A 16,524-nucleotide genomic window follows, 5' to 3' on the forward strand; every position below is an offset into this window, starting at 1 on the left:
GTTAGGAGCCCCTCGCAGCAGTATCAGCGTGTCAGGAGGCAACTCATCGCTGCGCAGGCGCGGTGTTCCGCGCAGCTCTTGTCGCCGCGGACGGACCGGACTCATGCCTTCGTCCGCGCACTCAGCCACGGGCGGCAAGGTACCCGGCGGGTCACCTCAAGCGCCGAGAACGTCATCCATCTTGGCGGCAGCGTCGCGCTGCAGGACGGGCAGAACGTGCGTGTAGGTGTTCATCGTCAAACTGATGCCGCTATGCCCGAGGGTCTCCATCACGACGCGCGGGGCGACGCCCTGAGCGAGGAGCAGGGTGCGCGCAGGTGTGTCGAAGATCGTGTAGCCGGATGTGGCGCAGGCCGGCGACCTTGCACAGCTCGGTGAAGCGGCGGCTGACGTTGCGCGGGTCGAGCGGAGTGCCAATGACCGAGGGGAAAACGAGGTTGTGGTCGGTCCATCGGGGCCCGGCGGCGAGGCGTTCTTCGGCCTGGCGGCTGCGGTGTGCGGTGAGCGCGCGGATGCAGACGTCGGGCATGGGGATGCTGCGCCGGGAGCGGGTGGTCTTGGGGTCGACGAAGGCAAGTTGCTTGTCGACGTACTGCAGGGCGCGGCGCACATGCAGGACGCCGGTGTCGAAGTCGATGTCGTCCCAGCGCAGCCCAAGCGCTTCGCCGCGACGCAGGCCCATGGCCAGCGCGACCGCGTAGAAGGCAAAGAGCCGGTCATCCGCCACCGCGCTGAGCAGCTGCTTGCTCTCCTCGACGGTGAGCGGCTGGATCTTCTCGGCACGGCCAACGCCGCCGAGCTGGTCTCCCGAAGATGCACCATCCAAAGACAATCAATTTCTCACGTTTGAGGCGATTGCCCATAAATGTCTCCGTGGACATCCCTCCAGGAGAAGACTACGATCTACCTCGCTTCACGATGTAATGGCGAAAGACGGGCTTGACAGGGCGGACCTTTCTAGGGGGCGAAACATGGGCGTGAGAACGGCTCAGTCTATGGGGAGGCGCGTGCGCCGACTCTTCGTCATAGTTTGCACACTTCCTATGGTCATCGGCCTCTGGGCCCTTCCGGCTATCGCCTCGACGTGCGCATCCCAGTACTACTATTCCGGGTGGTACACCACCAATTCAGCGTACGAGGGCATCTACGGCACCGAGTTTGTCAACGAGATAACCGTTAGCGACGTCGCGCACGAGCACGGACTCATCTACTTGTCGAGCCAAAGTCAGCCCGGATTCCGCGGCTGGGGCTGGCAGTGACTGGGTGCAGGCAGGTTACGGAGTAGGAACCGTCGATACCAGTTCTTCCTCGGTGCTCGCGGTCTACGAAGAGGCGTCAGACCTCAATTCTGGCAGCGGTGCCGTCGCCCATTTCTACGCAGCCGACCCTCTAGGCAACCATCATTTCTACGTGAACTATCAGAATGAAACGGGGTATGGTGGAAGAGGCCTCTATCAAGCCTATGCGAATAGCACCTATCTAGGTGGATCATGGCAGATCCTGCCCGCACAGACCCAATTCTATGCGCAAATAGAGGCAGATAACTTTTCCGGGTCCAACGAAACTTGTCCAAACATTCACGATGGGCAGTTGGGAATGAACGGCGTGGATCCACCCAATTGGGACTCGACTACCGAACTATACATACTTCAACCACCAACCGGCTGGCAGCCATGGAATCTGCCTTCCCTGCAACGTCACACCTGACGAACGCAAGCATCTATACACGCCAGACGTATTCCTTCTACAGTGCGTTCGCGGCCTGGGGGAGCTAAAATGAAGAGGCATGTACCGAGACTCCAATCTACCCGACCACGCTACATATCGCTTCTCACCTTGGGCGCCGCCACCCTTGCGCTCGTGGGCTACACAATCGTGGGTACCACTACACCCGGTTCCATTCGAGCCGCGGATCGGTACCCACCCGGCACCGTGCTAGTCGCCGACCAAAGCCCTTCCTCATCCTGGTCTGTTAGTTATCCATTCACCTTGCCTGCTGGATATCAACCACCTACGGGCATGGCAACAGACCCTCACGATGCCGGCGTATGGCTGTTCGCTCAACGCCTGACGCCCAACCAAACTGTGGCTGAGACGGTCTTTCACTGGGCCGATGGCAAGTTATCAACATACGACATCGACACGTCAAACTCCGCTCTGCTCGCTGGAGCGCAAACGCCTATGGTTGTAGACGCGCACAACATTGTATGGGTGGGCGTCAACCGAAACGTTCTCAGAATCGATCCAGTAGCCATGGAACCGATCCAGACGCTTCCGCTACCCGATGTTCCTACATATGACAACTCCAGCGGCCTCCCCTCTCCTCCGGTGCAGGGCGCAGAGGCGGAGGGATTCACATCCGTCGATTCCATCGCGTTGGTGGACGACACGGTGATGATTGGTCGTCGATTCTCGACGGTACTTCAGTCAATGGATCTCTCGACGCTGCAAGTCACCGACATACCTTTGCCACAGAACACCGAATTGGCCGGATTGGATAGTGACCTTGCCGGCAATAGTCAGGGACCGTTATACGTCGTGTTGTATAACAGGGATGGCTCCCACGAACTCGCGCAATACGGATCCCACAGATGGCTTGACCTTACGGTTAATCCCTGTCCGGCATACGCCGCAAGAGTAAGCGGTGCTCAGGTCATCGTATCCGGCGCAGATTGTGTGGCGCGCGGTGCGGCGACCACTAGCGGGTCCCCCACGCAGCTCGCTACGGTGACTAGCTCGCAGCGCCGTGGGACCGCGATTTCCGCAGACGCTTTCCTAGTCTGGTCCAATACCGAGTCGGACATCGTTGACCAGAATGGTAAGGCTACCGACCGCCCTGCGTTGGGTCAGGTGGTCGTCGTTCAACACGCAGCTCCGATGGCACAAAGAAGCGCCAGTACACCCGTAGATCACACACTGGTGCCCATAACGCCAGGACTTACGGCATCAAACGGCAACGGTTCTCTCTGGTTCATTCCAGCACAAGGCGGATCATCCGTTGGACTTATTTCCGCGGCGTCGGAGCAGCGTAATTGAGAGACCGCAGTAGCCTTTTACAACCGCGGACTGGCCTAATAGGCATAGCAGCAATAGGAGTCCTAACTCTTGGAGTATCCTCGTGTGCCAATCACGCGGCGGGCGGCTACCTGCAAGGTCGCGCGCACCCCTGCAGCGGTCCAGGCCCCACGATTGCCCCGGACCGGTCTTTGACAATCTCGGTCCGACAAGGGGGTCGTCGTATTGCACAAGTGAACGTAAAGACGCCGTTTGAATTCAAATTTGCGCTAAAGCCGGGAAGCTACATCGTCGTAGCGCCTGGAGATGCGGCCGTCGGCGCAACCGTCCGTGCGGGTCGTACTACTCGTATCGTGTTGTACGCGAATTGCGGCTGAGCGTTAAGTTGATCGGCAGTCAGCCTTGTGACCACACCCTTTCGCCTCCAGACCTCAGTCCGCAGGACTCCCGTGGACCCTGGCCATCACGTCATACGTTGCTGTCACGGTTGCTGTCAACCGCCGTCCAGCACCTCGACAACCTTCGCGATCATGCGCCTGACCTGCGCTTTTGGGTGGGCCGCCTGGGGATCGAACCCAGAACCCGCGGATTAAAAGTCCGCTGCTCTGCCAGTTGAGCTAACGGCCCGGCCGGTGCGGGATGCCGCTGCACTTCCAGCGGTCTCCACGACATCGATCCCGAGTATGCCTGAGGCGATTCAGAGCGCCAGGCGACGAGGGTGGCGACCAATCCCTCACCGCGACCGCTGCGACCCGCCTAGACCTGGTGCCGCAAGCCGCGTTCGATATCGAGCGCGTGGTGCACGATCTCGTGCGCATTCCGTCGTACGACGTCATCGCGGTCCATCGGACCGAGTTCGGGGTGCTCAGCCGTCACACCGGCAGGGGTCTCGGCTGCTGCGCGGAGCCATTCGTCGGCGGCCCGCTCCATCGCACGCAGACCGACGACCGCCGACATCGGTGACGCGTCACGCACCGACAACGCCACCCGCTCGTCCCACGGCATCAGCCCGGCTCCGGGGTCCAGCGAGAGAGACCACAGGCGTTCGGCGCCGTAACGGAGCACGTCGACGACGTGCCACAGATATTCGCGCGGACTCCACACGCCGTCGTCCCGCGACCGCGGACCGTCTCCTTCGCCGAACAGGTCGCGATATCGCTGGGGCGACTCGCGCACCACGGCGACGAGCGTCTCCACCGGCTCGGCCCAGTCGTAACCGCACTCGGCACAACGTCCCTGCGGCAGGGTGGCCACGGCGGATCAGCTGCCCGGCGCACGACGCACGCGGACGAGCACGTCGATCGCGTTGCGTTCACCGTCCGCTGTCTGCACCGGCCGCAGGACGCGACCGGCCTTTTCGACAACGAGCCCGGAGACCGCAGCGAGATCGGCGACGACGTCATCGGCCGCGTAGAGCACGGAGGCGTCCTGGGGCCCGCCGACGCCCTCGGTCAGGTTGGTGCTGTCGTGCGCGACGACCAGCATCGTGCCGCCCGGCGCCAACTCCCCAGCGGCGGCTGACAACGCCGCACGCCGCTGCGACGCCACGAGCTGCAGATAGGCGACGACGACCGCGTCATAAGGCCCGGGGGGAAGCGCACCCGCGACGACGTCACCGACGATGAACGAGCTGCGGTCCGCGACGCCCGCTTCCGCGGCGAGGTGGCGAGCCCTCTCGATACCTACCGACGAGAAATCCACGCCGACCACGTCCCAGCCGTGCACCGCAAGCCAGATCGCGTTGCGTCCCTCGCCGCACGCGACGTCCAGGGCCCGGCCCGGTGGCAGCCCCTCGAGCTCGGCGGCCACGAACCGGTTGGGCCCGCTGCCCCAGACGAGATCGCTCGCGGCATAGCGCTCGTCCCACACACCCGCGTCCATGCGACCTCCTCACGACCGCTGACGACAGCCAAGCAGACAGGTAGGACCGCGGACCCGCCACGTCGAAGCATCACCCCCATGAGACGTCTGCTCGTCGCCGGCGTGGCCCTCGCCCTGCTGCCCGCCACCGGCGCCGTGGCTGCGACTGCGACTGCGACTGCGACTGCGACGAGCCAAGTTTTGCCGACGACGGCGCGGCTGACCGGGCTGCCCGGCGACGGCCCCCCGGCGCTCTACCGGCCCGAGACGACGCTCCCCGCGGCCCACGGCTGGCCGGGACCGGAGTCGTTCCCGCGCACGTCCGGCACCGGGCGGCTGGCCGACGGGGGGTTCTTCTGGACCGACTACCTCTACGACGACCACGGCGCCACCACGGCATCGACCGGCGGCCCGTCGGTCACGGCCGGCACGCCGTCGTTCGGGACCTACACCTATCCCTCGGGCCCGGCGAGCGGCAACGGCGCCGACATCTTCCGCGCGGCCGTGCTGCTGAAGGGCGACGCCACCTACTGGCGGGTCGACTGGACCACGCTCGCCGACCCGACGGTCCCCGTCGCCGAGTGGACGTTCGACCGCGACGACAACGCGAAGACCGGGACGTCGACCTGGCCGGCCAAGGCCGGCATCACATCGGCGGGCATCGACACCGCCCTCGTGGTCTCGAGCCGCGGCGCGCAGCTCATCGACGTCGCGAGCGGCACGGCCACGCGACTCCCGGTGACCGTCGACCGGGCCGCTCAGTCGTTCGTCGTACGCATTCCGGCGTCGACGCTGACGCCGAACGGCGCCTGGCGGATCCGGCTCGCCGCCGGCGTCGCGGACAAGACCGGCACGACGTTCGCGCAACCGCCCGACGCCACACCGCTGCAGCCGGCCGTCTACAACGTGACGTTTCGCACGCGGGCCCAGGAGACGCCGAAGTACAACTTCTGGGACGACATGGCGCAGACGCAGGCGCTGGACCAGGGCGACGTCAGCGCGTTCTCGGCACTCATCCGCTGGTCCCACCTCGCCGCCCGCACGACCACGCCGGAGGCCCGGCCGACGGGCTGGAGCGACCGCTGGTACGTCTCGTCCGTCGACCTCGGACCCGGCGTGCGCACCGACCCGTCGACGATCGAGGACGGCCAGCCCAACTACCTCGGCCGGGTGCAGCCCTACGGCATCTACGTCCCGACGACGTACGACGCGAAGCACCCGGCGCCGCTGACGTTCCTCTTGCACTCGCTGACACAGAACCACAACCAGTACGCCGCGACGACACCGAACTTCGTGCAGGAGGCCTGCGAGCAGCGCCACTCGATCTGCGTGACGACACTCGGACGCGGGCCCGACGGCTTCTACCACGACTACGCCGAGCTGGACTTCTGGCAGGTCTGGCACGCGGTGGCCTCGGCCTACGCCCTCGACCCGGAACGCACCGTCCTCAGCGGCTACTCGATGGGCGGCATCGGCAGCAACCAGCTCGCGATGCAGCACCCCGACCTCTACGCGAAGTCCGTGACGCTGGCCGGCGGGGTGGGCAACCTGCCCGCCCTGGTCAACCTGCGGTGGGTGCCCACCTATCTCGCCGGCGGCGCGGAGGACGAGCTGGTCTGGGCGACGACGGAGAAGGCCGAGGCCGACGCGCTCGACGCACTCGGCTACCGCTACCGGTGGATGCTCTACCCGGTCCTGGACCACGTCGTCTACGAGCTCGCGGACAGCTTCGCCGACGCGGCCCGCTACATGGGTGACGCGAGTCGCGTCAAAGACCCCGGGCACGTCACGTTCCGGTGGACGCCACGCAGCGAGCAGACCTCGAGCTCGAACCAGCTGTCCCAGGGAGGTATCGCCTGGACGCAGCGTCCCGACCTCGGCATCGGCACGACCGGCGCCTACTGGCTGCGCGACCTGCAGGCCCGCTCCACCGCGAGCGACGCGCAGGTCGACGCGATCAGCGGCGCACGGCCGGACGCCGTGGTGACGCCGGTCCGCAGCCGCACCGTCGACCCGACGAACGCGCCGGAGCCGGCGATCGTCACGCAGCTGACGTGGCGGACGAGTGCGCGCCCGCCCGCGACACCGCGACTGACCCTGCACCTCACGAACGTCGCCGCGCTGACGGTGCTACTGGCCGACGCCGGCTTCAAGCCCGGCACAAAGAGCGTGCTCGACGTCATGACCGACGGGCCGACGCGGCTTCGGCTCGGCACCCGTACCGTGCAGCTCGCCGCCGGGCACCACACCCTCTGGTTCACCGCCTGACACCTGGCGGAGATCGGACGCAATCGTCGATGTCCGATCTCCGCTAGAAATCGGCGGCGGACGTGCGGCAGAGTGGAGCACGTGGAGCTCGAGGAGGAACGCTGCTGGCGCGCGGTGCAGAGCCGCGACCCGCGGTTCGACGGCTGGTTCTACAGCGCCGTCGTGACGACCGGCATCTACTGTCGGCCGAGCTGCCCGGCCCGGCCGCATCGGGTCAACCTGCGCTTCTTCCGCAGCGCAGCGGCAGCCCAGGCGGCCGGCTTCCGCGCCTGCAAGCGCTGCCGACCCGACGCGGTGCCCGGCTCACCCGAATGGAACGCCCGCGGCGACATCGTCGCCCGCGCCATGCGGCTGATCGCCGACGGCGTCGTCGACCGCGAGGGAGTCGACGGGCTGGCGAAGCGGCTCGGCTACACGACCCGGCACGTGCACCGGATGCTCACGGAAGAGCTGGGTGCGGGTCCGCAGGCACTCGCCCGCGCGCAACGGGCTCACACCGCCCGGCTGCTGCTGGAGACGACGTCGCTGAAGATGGCAGAGGTCGCGTTCGCCGCCGGCTTCGCCAGCGTGCGGCAGTTCAACGACACGGTCCGCGAGATCTACGCCTTGACCCCGACCCAGGTGCGCGGGCCGGGGCTCGATCGCGAACGCCGCCCCGCCGGCACCCTCACGCTGCGGCTGCCCTACCGCCGACCGTTACACGCAGGTGCCGCGCTCGGCTTCCTCGCCCAGCGCGCGGTCGCAGGGGTCGAGAGCTGCGACGGCGCCGGCTATGCGCGCAGCCTCGCGCTGCCGCACGGGCACGCCGTCGTACGGCTCGCGCCGACCGGCGACCACGTCACGGCGACGTTGCGCCTCGACGACGTGCGCGACCTCGCCACGGCCGTCCACCGCGCGCGCCGCCTCCTCGACCTCGACGCGGACCCGGTCGCCATCGACGAGCAGCTCGGCGCCGACCCGACGTTGAGCCGGCTCGTCGCCGACTCGCCCGGCCTGCGCGTCCCGGGTTACGCCGACCCGGCGGAGTCCGCGATCCGCGCGGTGATCGGGCAGCAGGTGTCGGTCGCCGGAGCGCGGACGACGACGGCGCGGCTGGTCACGACGCTCGGCGCGCCACTCGTCAACCCCGACGGTGGCATCACGCACGCGTTCCCGACCGTGGAAGCCCTCGCCGGCGTCGACCCGGACAGCCTGCCGATGCCGCGCTCCCGCGGTCGCGCGCTGCACGGCCTGGCCGCCGCACTCGCCGACGGGCGCATCTGCCTCGATCCCGGGGCCGACCGCACCGAGGCGGCACACCGGCTGCTCGCCCTGCCGGGTATCGGGCCCTGGACCGCGGCCTACGTCGCGCTGCGCGGCCTCGGCGACCCCGACACGTTCCTGTCCACCGACCTCGGCATCCGCCGTGCGCTCGAACGCCTGGGCCGGCCGACCGCCGCTCCCGCCGTGGAGGCGCTCAGCGAGCACTGGCGGCCCTGGCGCTCCTACGCCGTCATGCACCTGTGGCAGTCGCTGCACGACCTTGCCCGCACCCCGATCGGAGCCGTGCCCGCATGACCGACACCCACTACGCGATGGTCCCCAGCCCGCTCGGCGACCTCCTCATCACCAGCGACGGCACCGCGCTGACGCGCCTGTACCTGCCGTCGGACCGGCGTACGCCGGCGTCACCGGACCCGTCCTGGAAGCCGGTGTCGGACGCGGTCCTGACCGAGACCGCGCGACAGCTGACGGCCTACTTCGCCGGCGAGCTCACGGAGTTCGACCTGCCGCTCGCCGCGGCCGGCACGGAGTTCCAGCACAAGGTCTGGGCCGCCCTGTGCGCGATCCCCTACGGCACGACCGCGACCTACGGCGAGATCGCCGCGAAGATCGGCGCGCCGACGGCCAGCCGGGCGGTGGGGCTCGCCAACGGCCGCAACCCGATCGCGATCGTGGTGCCGTGCCACCGCGTCATCGGCGCCAACGGGTCGCTCACCGGCTACGCCGGTGGGCTGGCCACGAAGCAGCACCTGCTCGCCTTAGAGTCCGGGCTGCCCCTGGCCGTCTGAGCCGCGCAGTTCCTGCACCCACGCCGGGTGCTGCCGCTCGCCGTAAGCCGCCGGCACCAGGCCGGTGCGCATCGCCAGCCGTGCCTCCGGATGCCGGTAGGCCATCCAGACGTGCCCGGCCAGCAGCACCACGAGTGCCAGCGACAGCAGGTCGTGCACGAGCGTCGCGCCCTGCCGCCAACCGAGCGGCACGTCGGCCCACGCGGTCGAGAGCATGACGACGCCGGTGCCGAGCAGCACCAGCCCTGCACCGGCCACGAACGCCGCCGCCAGCTTCTGGCCGCTGTTGAACTTGCCGACCGGCAACCCCGCCGTACGCCGGTCGCGCCGCCTCAACCACTCCCAGTCGTCGGGCCGGAAGCGGTTGAGCCGGCGCAGGTCCGCCCGGAACTCCGGCGACAGCAGGCCGAGCAGCGACGGCACGGGCAGCAGGAAGCCGGCCGCGACATGCACCGCCTCGACCATCGGCCGGTGGCCGACGAGCACGGACAGCCGCGGAAAGTAGAGCGCAGCCGCGGTGAGCACGAGCAGGCCGATCAGCAGCGAGGTCATCCGGTGCACCCAGCGCTCGGCCGGCGTGAACCGCAGCAGCTCAGGTGGGCGGGTCATCGCGGAAGTTCGACCGGCCGACCCAGCCGTCGACGGCGTAGCCGTACTGCTCCCAGTAGCCCGGGATCACCGTGGGCGTGAGCTGAATCCCGCCGAGCCACTTGCACGACTTGTAGCCGTACATCGGCGCGACCAGCATCCGCACCGGCCCGCCGTGGTCGTGCGACACCGGCCCGCCGTCCATGCCGTAGGCGACGAGCACGTCGGGGCGGCGCGACTGGTCCAGCGTCAACGACTCGGTGTAGACGCCGTCGAACGACGTGAACCGCAGTGCCTTCGCGCTCGGCTGCACCCCGACGGCGTCGAGCAGGTCGGCGAGGCGTACGCCGGCCCAGTGCACCTTCGGCACCCGCCAGCCGGTGACGCACTGGAAGTCGCGGGTGAGCCGCGTGACGGGCATCGCCTGCAGGTCGGCGAACGTCAACGTCGTGGGCTTCTCGACCAGGCCGCCGACGGCCAGCCGGTAGTCGGCCGGCGTGCGCGTCGGCTCGTCGGTCACGGTGTAGATGCGCCAGCCGCCGGTCGGCAGCAGCGACGAGACGCCCGTGGGGTCGTGGCTCGACAGCGCGCTCACCGCGCGGGTGGCCACGGACGACAGCGGCCCGCCGGCGAGCACGCCGAGCGCGCCCGCGCCGAGCATCCCGAGCACCACCCGGCGACCGACCGGGGTGCCGTCCGTCACACCGGCTCAACGCGGCGGGCGTACCCGTGCGTTCCCATCACCTCTTGATCATGGGCTCCTTCGCGGCCGCCGTACGATCCGCGCATGGCCAGCCTTCCCGAGCGCGGCATGTCCGGTGACGAGATCGTCGCGGCGCTGGAGCGCAAGCGGGAGCACGACGCACGCTGGCAGGACGGGCGGACGTTCGGCCTGGTCTTCACCGCCGGGCCGGAGGTCGATGCGCTTGCCGAGCGGGTCGCCACGATGTTCGTGCACGACAACGCGCTCAACCCGGCGGCGTTCCCGAGCCTGGCCGAGATCGAGCGTGACGTCGTCGGCATCAGCCTCGACCTGATGCACGGTCCGGACGGTGCGGCCGGGTTCATGACGTCCGGCGGCACCGAGAGCATCCTCATGGCGGTGGTCGCGGCTCGCGAACGCGCGCGGGTCGAACGCGGCATCACCGGCGGCGAGATCGTGCTGCCGGTCAGCGCGCACGCGGCGTTCCACAAGGCGGCGCACTACTTCGGGTTGACCGTGCGGCCGGTGCCGGTCGACGCCGGCTGGCGGGCCGACGTCGAGGCCGCCGCGGAGGTGGTCAACGACCGCACCGTGCTCGTCGTCGGCTCCGCGCCGCAGTACCCGCAGGGCGTCGTCGACCCGATCCCGGAGCTGGCCGCCCTGGCCCGAGGTGTCGGAGCAAGCTTTCACACCGACGCGTGCATGGGCGGTTTCGTGCTGCCGTTCATGGAGCGCCTCGGTGAACCGGTGCCCCCGTGGGACTTCCGCGTCGGCGGCGTGACCACGATCTCGGCCGACATCCACAAGCTCGGCTACGCACCCAAGGGCGCATCGGTCGTGCTGCACCGGTCCAAGAAGCTGCGCTCCTACCAGACGTTCCTCTTCGACGACTGGCTCGGCGGCTTCTACGGCTCGCCCAACATGCAGGGCACCCGCCTCGGCATGCCCATGGCGACCGCGTGGGCCGTGCTGCACCACATCGGTCTCGACGGCTACCTGCGCCTGACCCGCGAGACGGTCGACGCGACACGGCAGATCGCCGACGGCGTACGCCGCATCGCCGGTCTGCGCCTGCTCGCGGAGCCGGCCGCACACCTGCTCGCGATCGGCTCCGACGGCGTGGACGTCTTCACGGTGGGCGACGGGCTGCACGCGGCCGGCTGGCACGTCGACCGGCAGGGGCCACCGGACTCACTGCACCTGACGGTCAGCGCCGGCAACGTGCCGGTGGTGCGGGAGTTCCTCGCCGACCTGGAGGCCGCGGCGGACGAGGCGCGGGGCGCGCGGGTGACCGACCGCTCCACGTCGTACGCCGGGACCGACTGAGCACGCGAAAGGGCCCGGGCGGCCGAAGCCGTCCCGGGCCCTCTGCTGGCTAGCGCAGGGCTAGCGCGTCAGGCGTTGACGCGGCGGCGCAGCGCGAAGCCGCCGGCGCCGAGACCCGCGGCGATCAGCGCGGCACCCAGGCCGAGCTCGAGGCCGAAGGGCTTGCCGGTCGAGGTGCTGGTGCCACCGGCGACGGTGCCGCCAGAGGTGGTGCCACCCGCAGTGGTCCCGCCGGTGGTCGTGCCACCCGTGGTGCTACCGCCGGTGGTGCTGCCACCGGTGCTGGCGGCCGCGAAGCTGATCGGGGCGCCACCGGTGTTGGTGGTGTTGGAGCCGGACGCCGGGCCGACCGCGATCAGGCACTGACCGCCGGCGGCGCAAGAGCCGTCACCGATGGTGCCGGTCTTGACCGTGAACGTGGCCGTGCCCGCGCCGGACGCGTCGGTCGTCAGCGGGACGACGTTGCCGAGGTCGCAGTGCACGGTGCCCGGGTCGGTCGCGGCCTTCGAGTTGCACTCGACGACGAAGAGCGACGAGCTGGCCGGGAAGCCGGTGGCGGACACCGAGACCTTCGAGCCGTTGCTGAGGCCGCTTGCCGGGCTGACCGTCACGCCCGGTGCCGCGAGGGCGGGGCCCGCGGTGAACATGAGGGCCACGACGGCGCCACCCACGGCCGCGGTCGAGCCGAGAATCCGACGCATTCACATCTCCTGGGGGTTGATGCCGCGAGCCCTGCGCTCGCGCCTAAGCCATCGTGCCGACGTCACAGCGGGACACCATCCCCCGGAAGGGCCATCTTCGGAAATGGCCCGCCCCGGTGCGATTGGTCCGACCCGTCCGTAGCCCCGGCAGTGGCTCCGTACGAGCCTGGTGTGACTGAAGTGGAATATGGCACAACGGATCATCGGTGCCAAGCGTTCCGGAACTTGAGTCCAGTCAGTCGTGCCAGGCGCGTACGCACCCGTCCGGGTAGGTCAGGGTTCGCACCGGTTTGGCCGGGTTCCCGCCCACCAGCGTGTCGTCGGGCACGTCCTTGGTGACGACCGAGCCCGCGGCGACGACGACCCGCGAACCGATCGTGACGCCCGGCAGGACGATCGCCCGCGCGCCGATCCAGGAGCCGTTGCCGATGCGCACCGGCTTGTTGACCAGGGGCCGGCCCTCGATGCCGTGACTGCTGGTGTCGGTCAGGTAGACCTCGTTGGCGATCGCCACGTCGTCGCCGACCACGACCTCCTCGACCGAGAACAGCACGACCCCGCTGTTGATGAAGACCCGGTCCCCCATGCGGATCCGGCCCCAACCGCTGATCATCGTGCGCCGGTAGACCGACCAGATCCGGAAGTCGTCACCGACGACCAGGTCGGTCGCCTCGACGTTCGGCCAGCCGTGCACGGTCGCGTTGGCGCCCACCGTGGCATGGCGAAGGTGCCAGTCGGCGTTGAGCCGACGGCGCTGATGCGCCCACCAGAACTGGCCGAGCGCGACCTGGTCCCGGACGGATCGGCGCACGGCGGAGCAGCGTACGGCGTGCGGGGCAGGACCTCAGCACCGGTAGCGGACAATTCGGGACCGCTGGCCGACCTACACTCCGCGCTGTGAGCCAGCCGCGCGCATCGGCGTCCACGCCGCGACGGCGGCTGCACGTCGACGAGCGCCGGCAGCTCATGATCGAGGCGGCCCAGCGGCTGTTCAGCACGCGAACCGTCGACGAGGTGTCCGTCGACGACATCGCCGGGGAGTCGGGCGCGTCGCGCGCCCTGCTCTACCACTACTTCGCGAGCAAGCAGGACCTCTACGTCGCCGCGCTGCGCGAAGCGGCCGACGAGCTGGTGGCCCAGGTGACCTCGGTCGACGACCAGGTCGTCGACCCGCTGGCCCGGCTGGCCGTCTCGGTGCACGCCTACGTCGACTACGCCTCCGCGCACGCGACCGGCTTCATGACCCTGCTGCGCGGTGGGCCGGGCGCCGCGGAAGGGGAGGTCGGCGCCGTCGTCCAGTCGGTGCGCAACGCGCTCTACACCCGGCTGCTCGCCGGTCTCGGGGCCGCCAACCCGCGCCCGATCACCGCCGTGACGCTGCGCGCATGGATCGCCGTCGTGGAGACCGCCGCGCTGCACTGGCTCGAGCACCCGGAGCTCGAGCGCACCGAGCTCGAGGCCTACCTCGTCCAGGCCCTGCCCGCCCTGCTGGGCGCCGCCGAGCAGGTCCGCGCGGGAGGGTCGTGAGGTCGTTCGTCGCGTGGTTGCGCCGCCTGGTCCTCTCCCGGCGTACGCACGTCGTGGCCGCGGTCATCGGCATCGGCCTCGTCGGCGCCGCCACGGCGGTCGTCGTCGGCTCGCCGGTCGACCACGACGTCGGCCCGGTCCGAGCGCGCTTCGGCATCGGCTGGGCGTGGAACGGCGGCACTCGCGTCGGCATCGCACCCCTGGGGGCCGTGCGGTTCGACGACCACAGCGGCCCCGTGCGGCTCAACGTGCGCGTGACCGACCTCAGCATCGCCGACGTCCGCAAGACGTTCCAGGACCCGAGCAGCCTTACCTCGCTCGACGAGGAGGTCCGCAACGGCGTGGCGTCGGGCGTCCGCGAGGTGGCGATCCGCGCGCTGCTCATGGCGGTGATCGGAGCCGTGCTGCTGTCGGCGCTGGTCTTCCGGCGCTGGCGACCAGTCGTCGGCGCGGCGGCGACCGCGGTCGTGGCCCTCGGGGTCAGTGGCGGGATCGCGGCGCTGACGTTCCAGTCGCGGGCCCTGCTGGAGCCGCGCTACTCCGGGCTGCTCGTCGACGCGCCCGCGGCCGTCGGCGACGTGCGCAACATCGCCCAGCGGTTCACCCACTACGAGGACGAGCTCGGTGCGCTGGTGACGACGGTCTCCCGGCTCTACGACACGACCTCCACGCTCCCGGCGTACCAGCCGAAGGACGACGCGATCCGGGTGCTGCACGTCTCCGACCTGCACGACGACCCGCGCGGCATCGAGGTGATCCAGCGGCTGGTCAAGCAGTTCCACATCGACGTGGTGGCCGACACCGGCGACATCTCCGACCACGGCACCGCGTTGGAGAACCGCTACGTGCAGTTCATCCACGGGCTCGGCGTGCCCTACGTCTACGTCAAGGGCAACCACGACTCCTCGACGACGGTCGCCGGCGTGAAGGCGCAGGGGGCGAAGGTCCTCGACGACTCGACGCTGACGGTGGCGGGCCTGCGCTTCTTCGGGTCGCCCGACCCCCGCTTCACGCCCGACCAGCAGCGCGACGACGACTCGATGACCAAGGCCGAGCTGCAGCGGGACGGGGACAAGGTCGCCGGCATCCTCGCCGATCACGAGCCGCCGCCCGTCGACGTCGCGATGGTGCACGACCCGGCGATCGGCGGGCAGCTCGCCGGCGAGACACCGGTCGTGCTCGCCGGTCACCTGCACAAGCGTGGCGTCGTACGCCGGAACGGCACGATCATGCTGATCGAAGGATCCACCGGCGGCGCCGGCCTGCGCTCGCTCGACGGCGACACCCCGACGCCGCTCGAGTGCTCGATCCTCTACTTCGACCGGAAGGCGAAACATCTGCAGGCGTACGACGACATCACCGTCGGCGGTCTCGGCCTGGCCTCCGTGCAGATCAATCGGCACGTGGTCGAGCCGCTGTCTCCCTCGCCGTCACCGTCTCCGACCGAGTCGATCTCGCCGTCGGGCTCGCCGTCGCCCTCGACGCCGGTCGGGTCCGGCGGTCCCCCCACGCCCGGCCTGGCCCCATCGCCGACCCCCACGGCCAGCGGTCGGCGCTGACTCGGGGAGACTCTTTGTCGCCGGGTCGGGTCGTCACCTATGCTGTCGAGGCGTCCCCGACGGCTGACGATCTCACCGCAGCCCTCATCGTCCAGAGGCCTAGGACACCGCCCTTTCAAGGCGGCGACACGGGTTCGAATCCCGTTGGGGGCACGACCAAGGGCCACGCTTGCGTGGCACGAGGTCCCGTGGAGCAGCGTGGAGTGCTCGCCGCCCTGTCAAGGCGGAGGTCGCGGGTTCAAATCCCGTCGGGACCGCTCGGCACCTCCGGGTGCCACCTGGGCAGGTAGCTCAGTCGGTACGAGCGTCCGCCTGAAAAGCGGAAGGTCGGCGGTTCGACCCCGCCCCTGCCCACCACCTTCTACCAGCGTTTTCCCTGCTCAGCGCCCTAGTTCGCGCCTCCCGGCTCTTCCGGATCTTGACCGCTCGCGGTCGCTTTTTGGCCGAGTTACCCCGATGTACGTTGCACGCATGTTGCACGTTGATCTTGGCTGAGGTTCTCAGCGAGCCCGCCGCGGTCGGCGCAGTTCCCAACGTCATGGCGGGAGCGGCAGTCGACTACAACCGGCGCTACCGGTTGTTTGACAAGTGGCCCGACTGGTACCAGCATGTTGTACCAGTTGGAGGTGGGTCAATGGCAATCACTGCCAGCGAGGCGCGCAAGCATCTCTTCCCGCTCATCGAGCAGGTCAACGAGGACAGGACGCCTGTCGAGATCACCTCTCGCCGCGGCGACGCCGTACTGCTCTCCCGCGAGGAGTACGACGCCCTCCAGGAGACGGCGCACCTGCTACGTGCTCCCAAGAACGCCCGACGACTCCTGGAGAGCCTCGACCAGGCCCTCGCCGGCAAGCGCGAGGAGCATGAGCTTCAGCGGTGAGGCTCGTCTTCACGCCGCACGGCTGGGAGGACTACCAGCACTGGGT

Annotated in this window: 15 protein-coding genes and 4 tRNA genes; 11 read left to right on the forward strand and 8 right to left on the reverse strand. The window is 69.1% G+C overall.

Translation table 11 applies throughout. The features are described from left to right. Positions 1-250 precede the first annotated feature (250 nt). Positions 251-832: a site-specific integrase gene (locus VFJ21_07290; GenBank protein HET7406927.1), complete on the reverse strand. Its 582-nt coding sequence runs from the start codon at positions 830-832 to the stop codon at positions 251-253. A 431-nt stretch (positions 833-1,263) separates the two neighbouring features. Between VFJ21_07290 and VFJ21_07295 the strand changes: the two genes are divergently transcribed. Further along, the gene (locus VFJ21_07295; protein ID HET7406928.1) at positions 1,264-1,707 is read left to right on the forward strand and encodes a hypothetical protein; all 444 of its coding nucleotides are present in this window, start codon (positions 1,264-1,266) and stop codon (positions 1,705-1,707) included. Positions 1,708-3,569: 1,862 nt separating this feature from the next. Here VFJ21_07295 and VFJ21_07300 read toward each other — a convergent pair. From VFJ21_07300 to VFJ21_07310, 3 genes are all read right to left on the reverse strand, one after another. Further along, positions 3,570-3,642 (reverse strand) — tRNA-Lys (locus VFJ21_07300). Between the two features lie 129 nt (positions 3,643-3,771). Beyond that, the gene (locus tag VFJ21_07305; protein ID HET7406929.1) at positions 3,772-4,212 is read right to left on the reverse strand and encodes a DinB family protein; all 441 of its coding nucleotides are present in this window, start codon (positions 4,210-4,212) and stop codon (positions 3,772-3,774) included. A 63-nt stretch (positions 4,213-4,275) separates the two neighbouring features. Then, positions 4,276-4,896, reverse strand: a complete 621-nt coding sequence (locus tag VFJ21_07310; protein ID HET7406930.1) for a class I SAM-dependent methyltransferase — start codon at positions 4,894-4,896, stop codon at positions 4,276-4,278. A gap of 78 nt (positions 4,897-4,974) precedes the next feature. Between VFJ21_07310 and VFJ21_07315 the strand changes: the two genes are divergently transcribed. The 3 genes from VFJ21_07315 to VFJ21_07325 all read left to right on the forward strand — a co-directional run bounded on the left by VFJ21_07315 (position 4,975) and on the right by VFJ21_07325 (position 9,194). Continuing rightward, complete coding sequence (locus tag VFJ21_07315) at positions 4,975-7,143, forward strand: peptidase (protein ID HET7406931.1); 2,169 nt, start codon at positions 4,975-4,977, stop codon at positions 7,141-7,143. 81 nt (positions 7,144-7,224) lie between these two features. Further along, positions 7,225-8,700 (forward strand): AlkA N-terminal domain-containing protein, encoded by a 1,476-nt coding sequence (locus VFJ21_07320; GenBank protein ID HET7406932.1) that lies wholly within the window; start codon positions 7,225-7,227, stop codon positions 8,698-8,700. Further along, on the forward strand, positions 8,697-9,194 hold the full coding sequence (locus tag VFJ21_07325) for a methylated-DNA--[protein]-cysteine S-methyltransferase (GenBank protein ID HET7406933.1): 498 nt from the start codon (positions 8,697-8,699) through the stop codon (positions 9,192-9,194). The genes VFJ21_07320 and VFJ21_07325 overlap by 4 nt, the downstream gene beginning before the upstream one ends. Here VFJ21_07325 and VFJ21_07330 read toward each other — a convergent pair. Next, complete coding sequence (locus tag VFJ21_07330; GenBank protein HET7406934.1) at positions 9,165-9,803, reverse strand: cytochrome b/b6 domain-containing protein; 639 nt, start codon at positions 9,801-9,803, stop codon at positions 9,165-9,167. The two genes, VFJ21_07325 and VFJ21_07330, sit on opposite strands and share 30 nt — an antisense overlap. After that, positions 9,787-10,485, reverse strand: coding sequence for a molybdopterin-dependent oxidoreductase (locus VFJ21_07335; GenBank protein ID HET7406935.1), 699 nt, complete (start codon positions 10,483-10,485; stop codon positions 9,787-9,789). The genes VFJ21_07330 and VFJ21_07335 overlap by 17 nt, the downstream gene beginning before the upstream one ends. 84 nt (positions 10,486-10,569) lie before the next feature. Here VFJ21_07335 and VFJ21_07340 point away from each other — a divergent pair, with 84 nt between their 5' ends. Further along, positions 10,570-11,811 carry an aminotransferase class V-fold PLP-dependent enzyme gene (locus tag VFJ21_07340; protein ID HET7406936.1) on the forward strand — a complete coding sequence of 414 codons (1,242 nt, stop codon included), beginning with the start codon at positions 10,570-10,572 and terminating at the stop codon, positions 11,809-11,811. Positions 11,812-11,879: 68 nt separating this feature from the next. Here the strand turns inward: VFJ21_07340 and VFJ21_07345 are convergent, their stop codons facing one another. Then, positions 11,880-12,512 (reverse strand): neocarzinostatin apoprotein domain-containing protein, encoded by a 633-nt coding sequence (locus VFJ21_07345; GenBank protein HET7406937.1) that lies wholly within the window; start codon positions 12,510-12,512, stop codon positions 11,880-11,882. Between the two features lie 235 nt (positions 12,513-12,747). Further along, positions 12,748-13,323 carry an acyltransferase gene (locus tag VFJ21_07350; protein ID HET7406938.1) on the reverse strand — a complete coding sequence of 192 codons (576 nt, stop codon included), beginning with the start codon at positions 13,321-13,323 and terminating at the stop codon, positions 12,748-12,750. Between the two features lie 86 nt (positions 13,324-13,409). Here VFJ21_07350 and VFJ21_07355 point away from each other — a divergent pair, with 86 nt between their 5' ends. The 6 genes from VFJ21_07355 to VFJ21_07380 all read left to right on the forward strand — a co-directional run bounded on the left by VFJ21_07355 (position 13,410) and on the right by VFJ21_07380 (position 16,478). Further along, the gene (locus tag VFJ21_07355; GenBank protein ID HET7406939.1) at positions 13,410-14,039 is read left to right on the forward strand and encodes a TetR/AcrR family transcriptional regulator; all 630 of its coding nucleotides are present in this window, start codon (positions 13,410-13,412) and stop codon (positions 14,037-14,039) included. Then, on the forward strand, positions 14,036-15,598 hold the full coding sequence (locus VFJ21_07360; GenBank protein HET7406940.1) for a metallophosphoesterase: 1,563 nt from the start codon (positions 14,036-14,038) through the stop codon (positions 15,596-15,598). Before VFJ21_07355 ends, VFJ21_07360 begins: the two co-directional genes overlap by 4 nt. A gap of 80 nt (positions 15,599-15,678) precedes the next feature. Further along, positions 15,679-15,751 (forward strand) — tRNA-Glu (locus tag VFJ21_07365). A gap of 29 nt (positions 15,752-15,780) precedes the next feature. Next, positions 15,781-15,855: transfer RNA gene (locus tag VFJ21_07370), tRNA-Asp, on the forward strand. 23 nt (positions 15,856-15,878) lie between these two features. Continuing rightward, a tRNA-Phe gene (locus VFJ21_07375) sits at positions 15,879-15,955 on the forward strand. Between the two features lie 277 nt (positions 15,956-16,232). Next, the gene (locus tag VFJ21_07380; GenBank protein HET7406941.1) at positions 16,233-16,478 is read left to right on the forward strand and encodes a type II toxin-antitoxin system prevent-host-death family antitoxin; all 246 of its coding nucleotides are present in this window, start codon (positions 16,233-16,235) and stop codon (positions 16,476-16,478) included. The last annotated feature ends 46 nt before the right edge of the window (positions 16,479-16,524 follow it).

It is taken from the genome of Mycobacteriales bacterium (assembly GCA_035690485.1).
Classification (GTDB): domain Bacteria; phylum Actinomycetota; class Actinomycetes; order JAFAQI01; family DASSKL01; genus DASSKL01.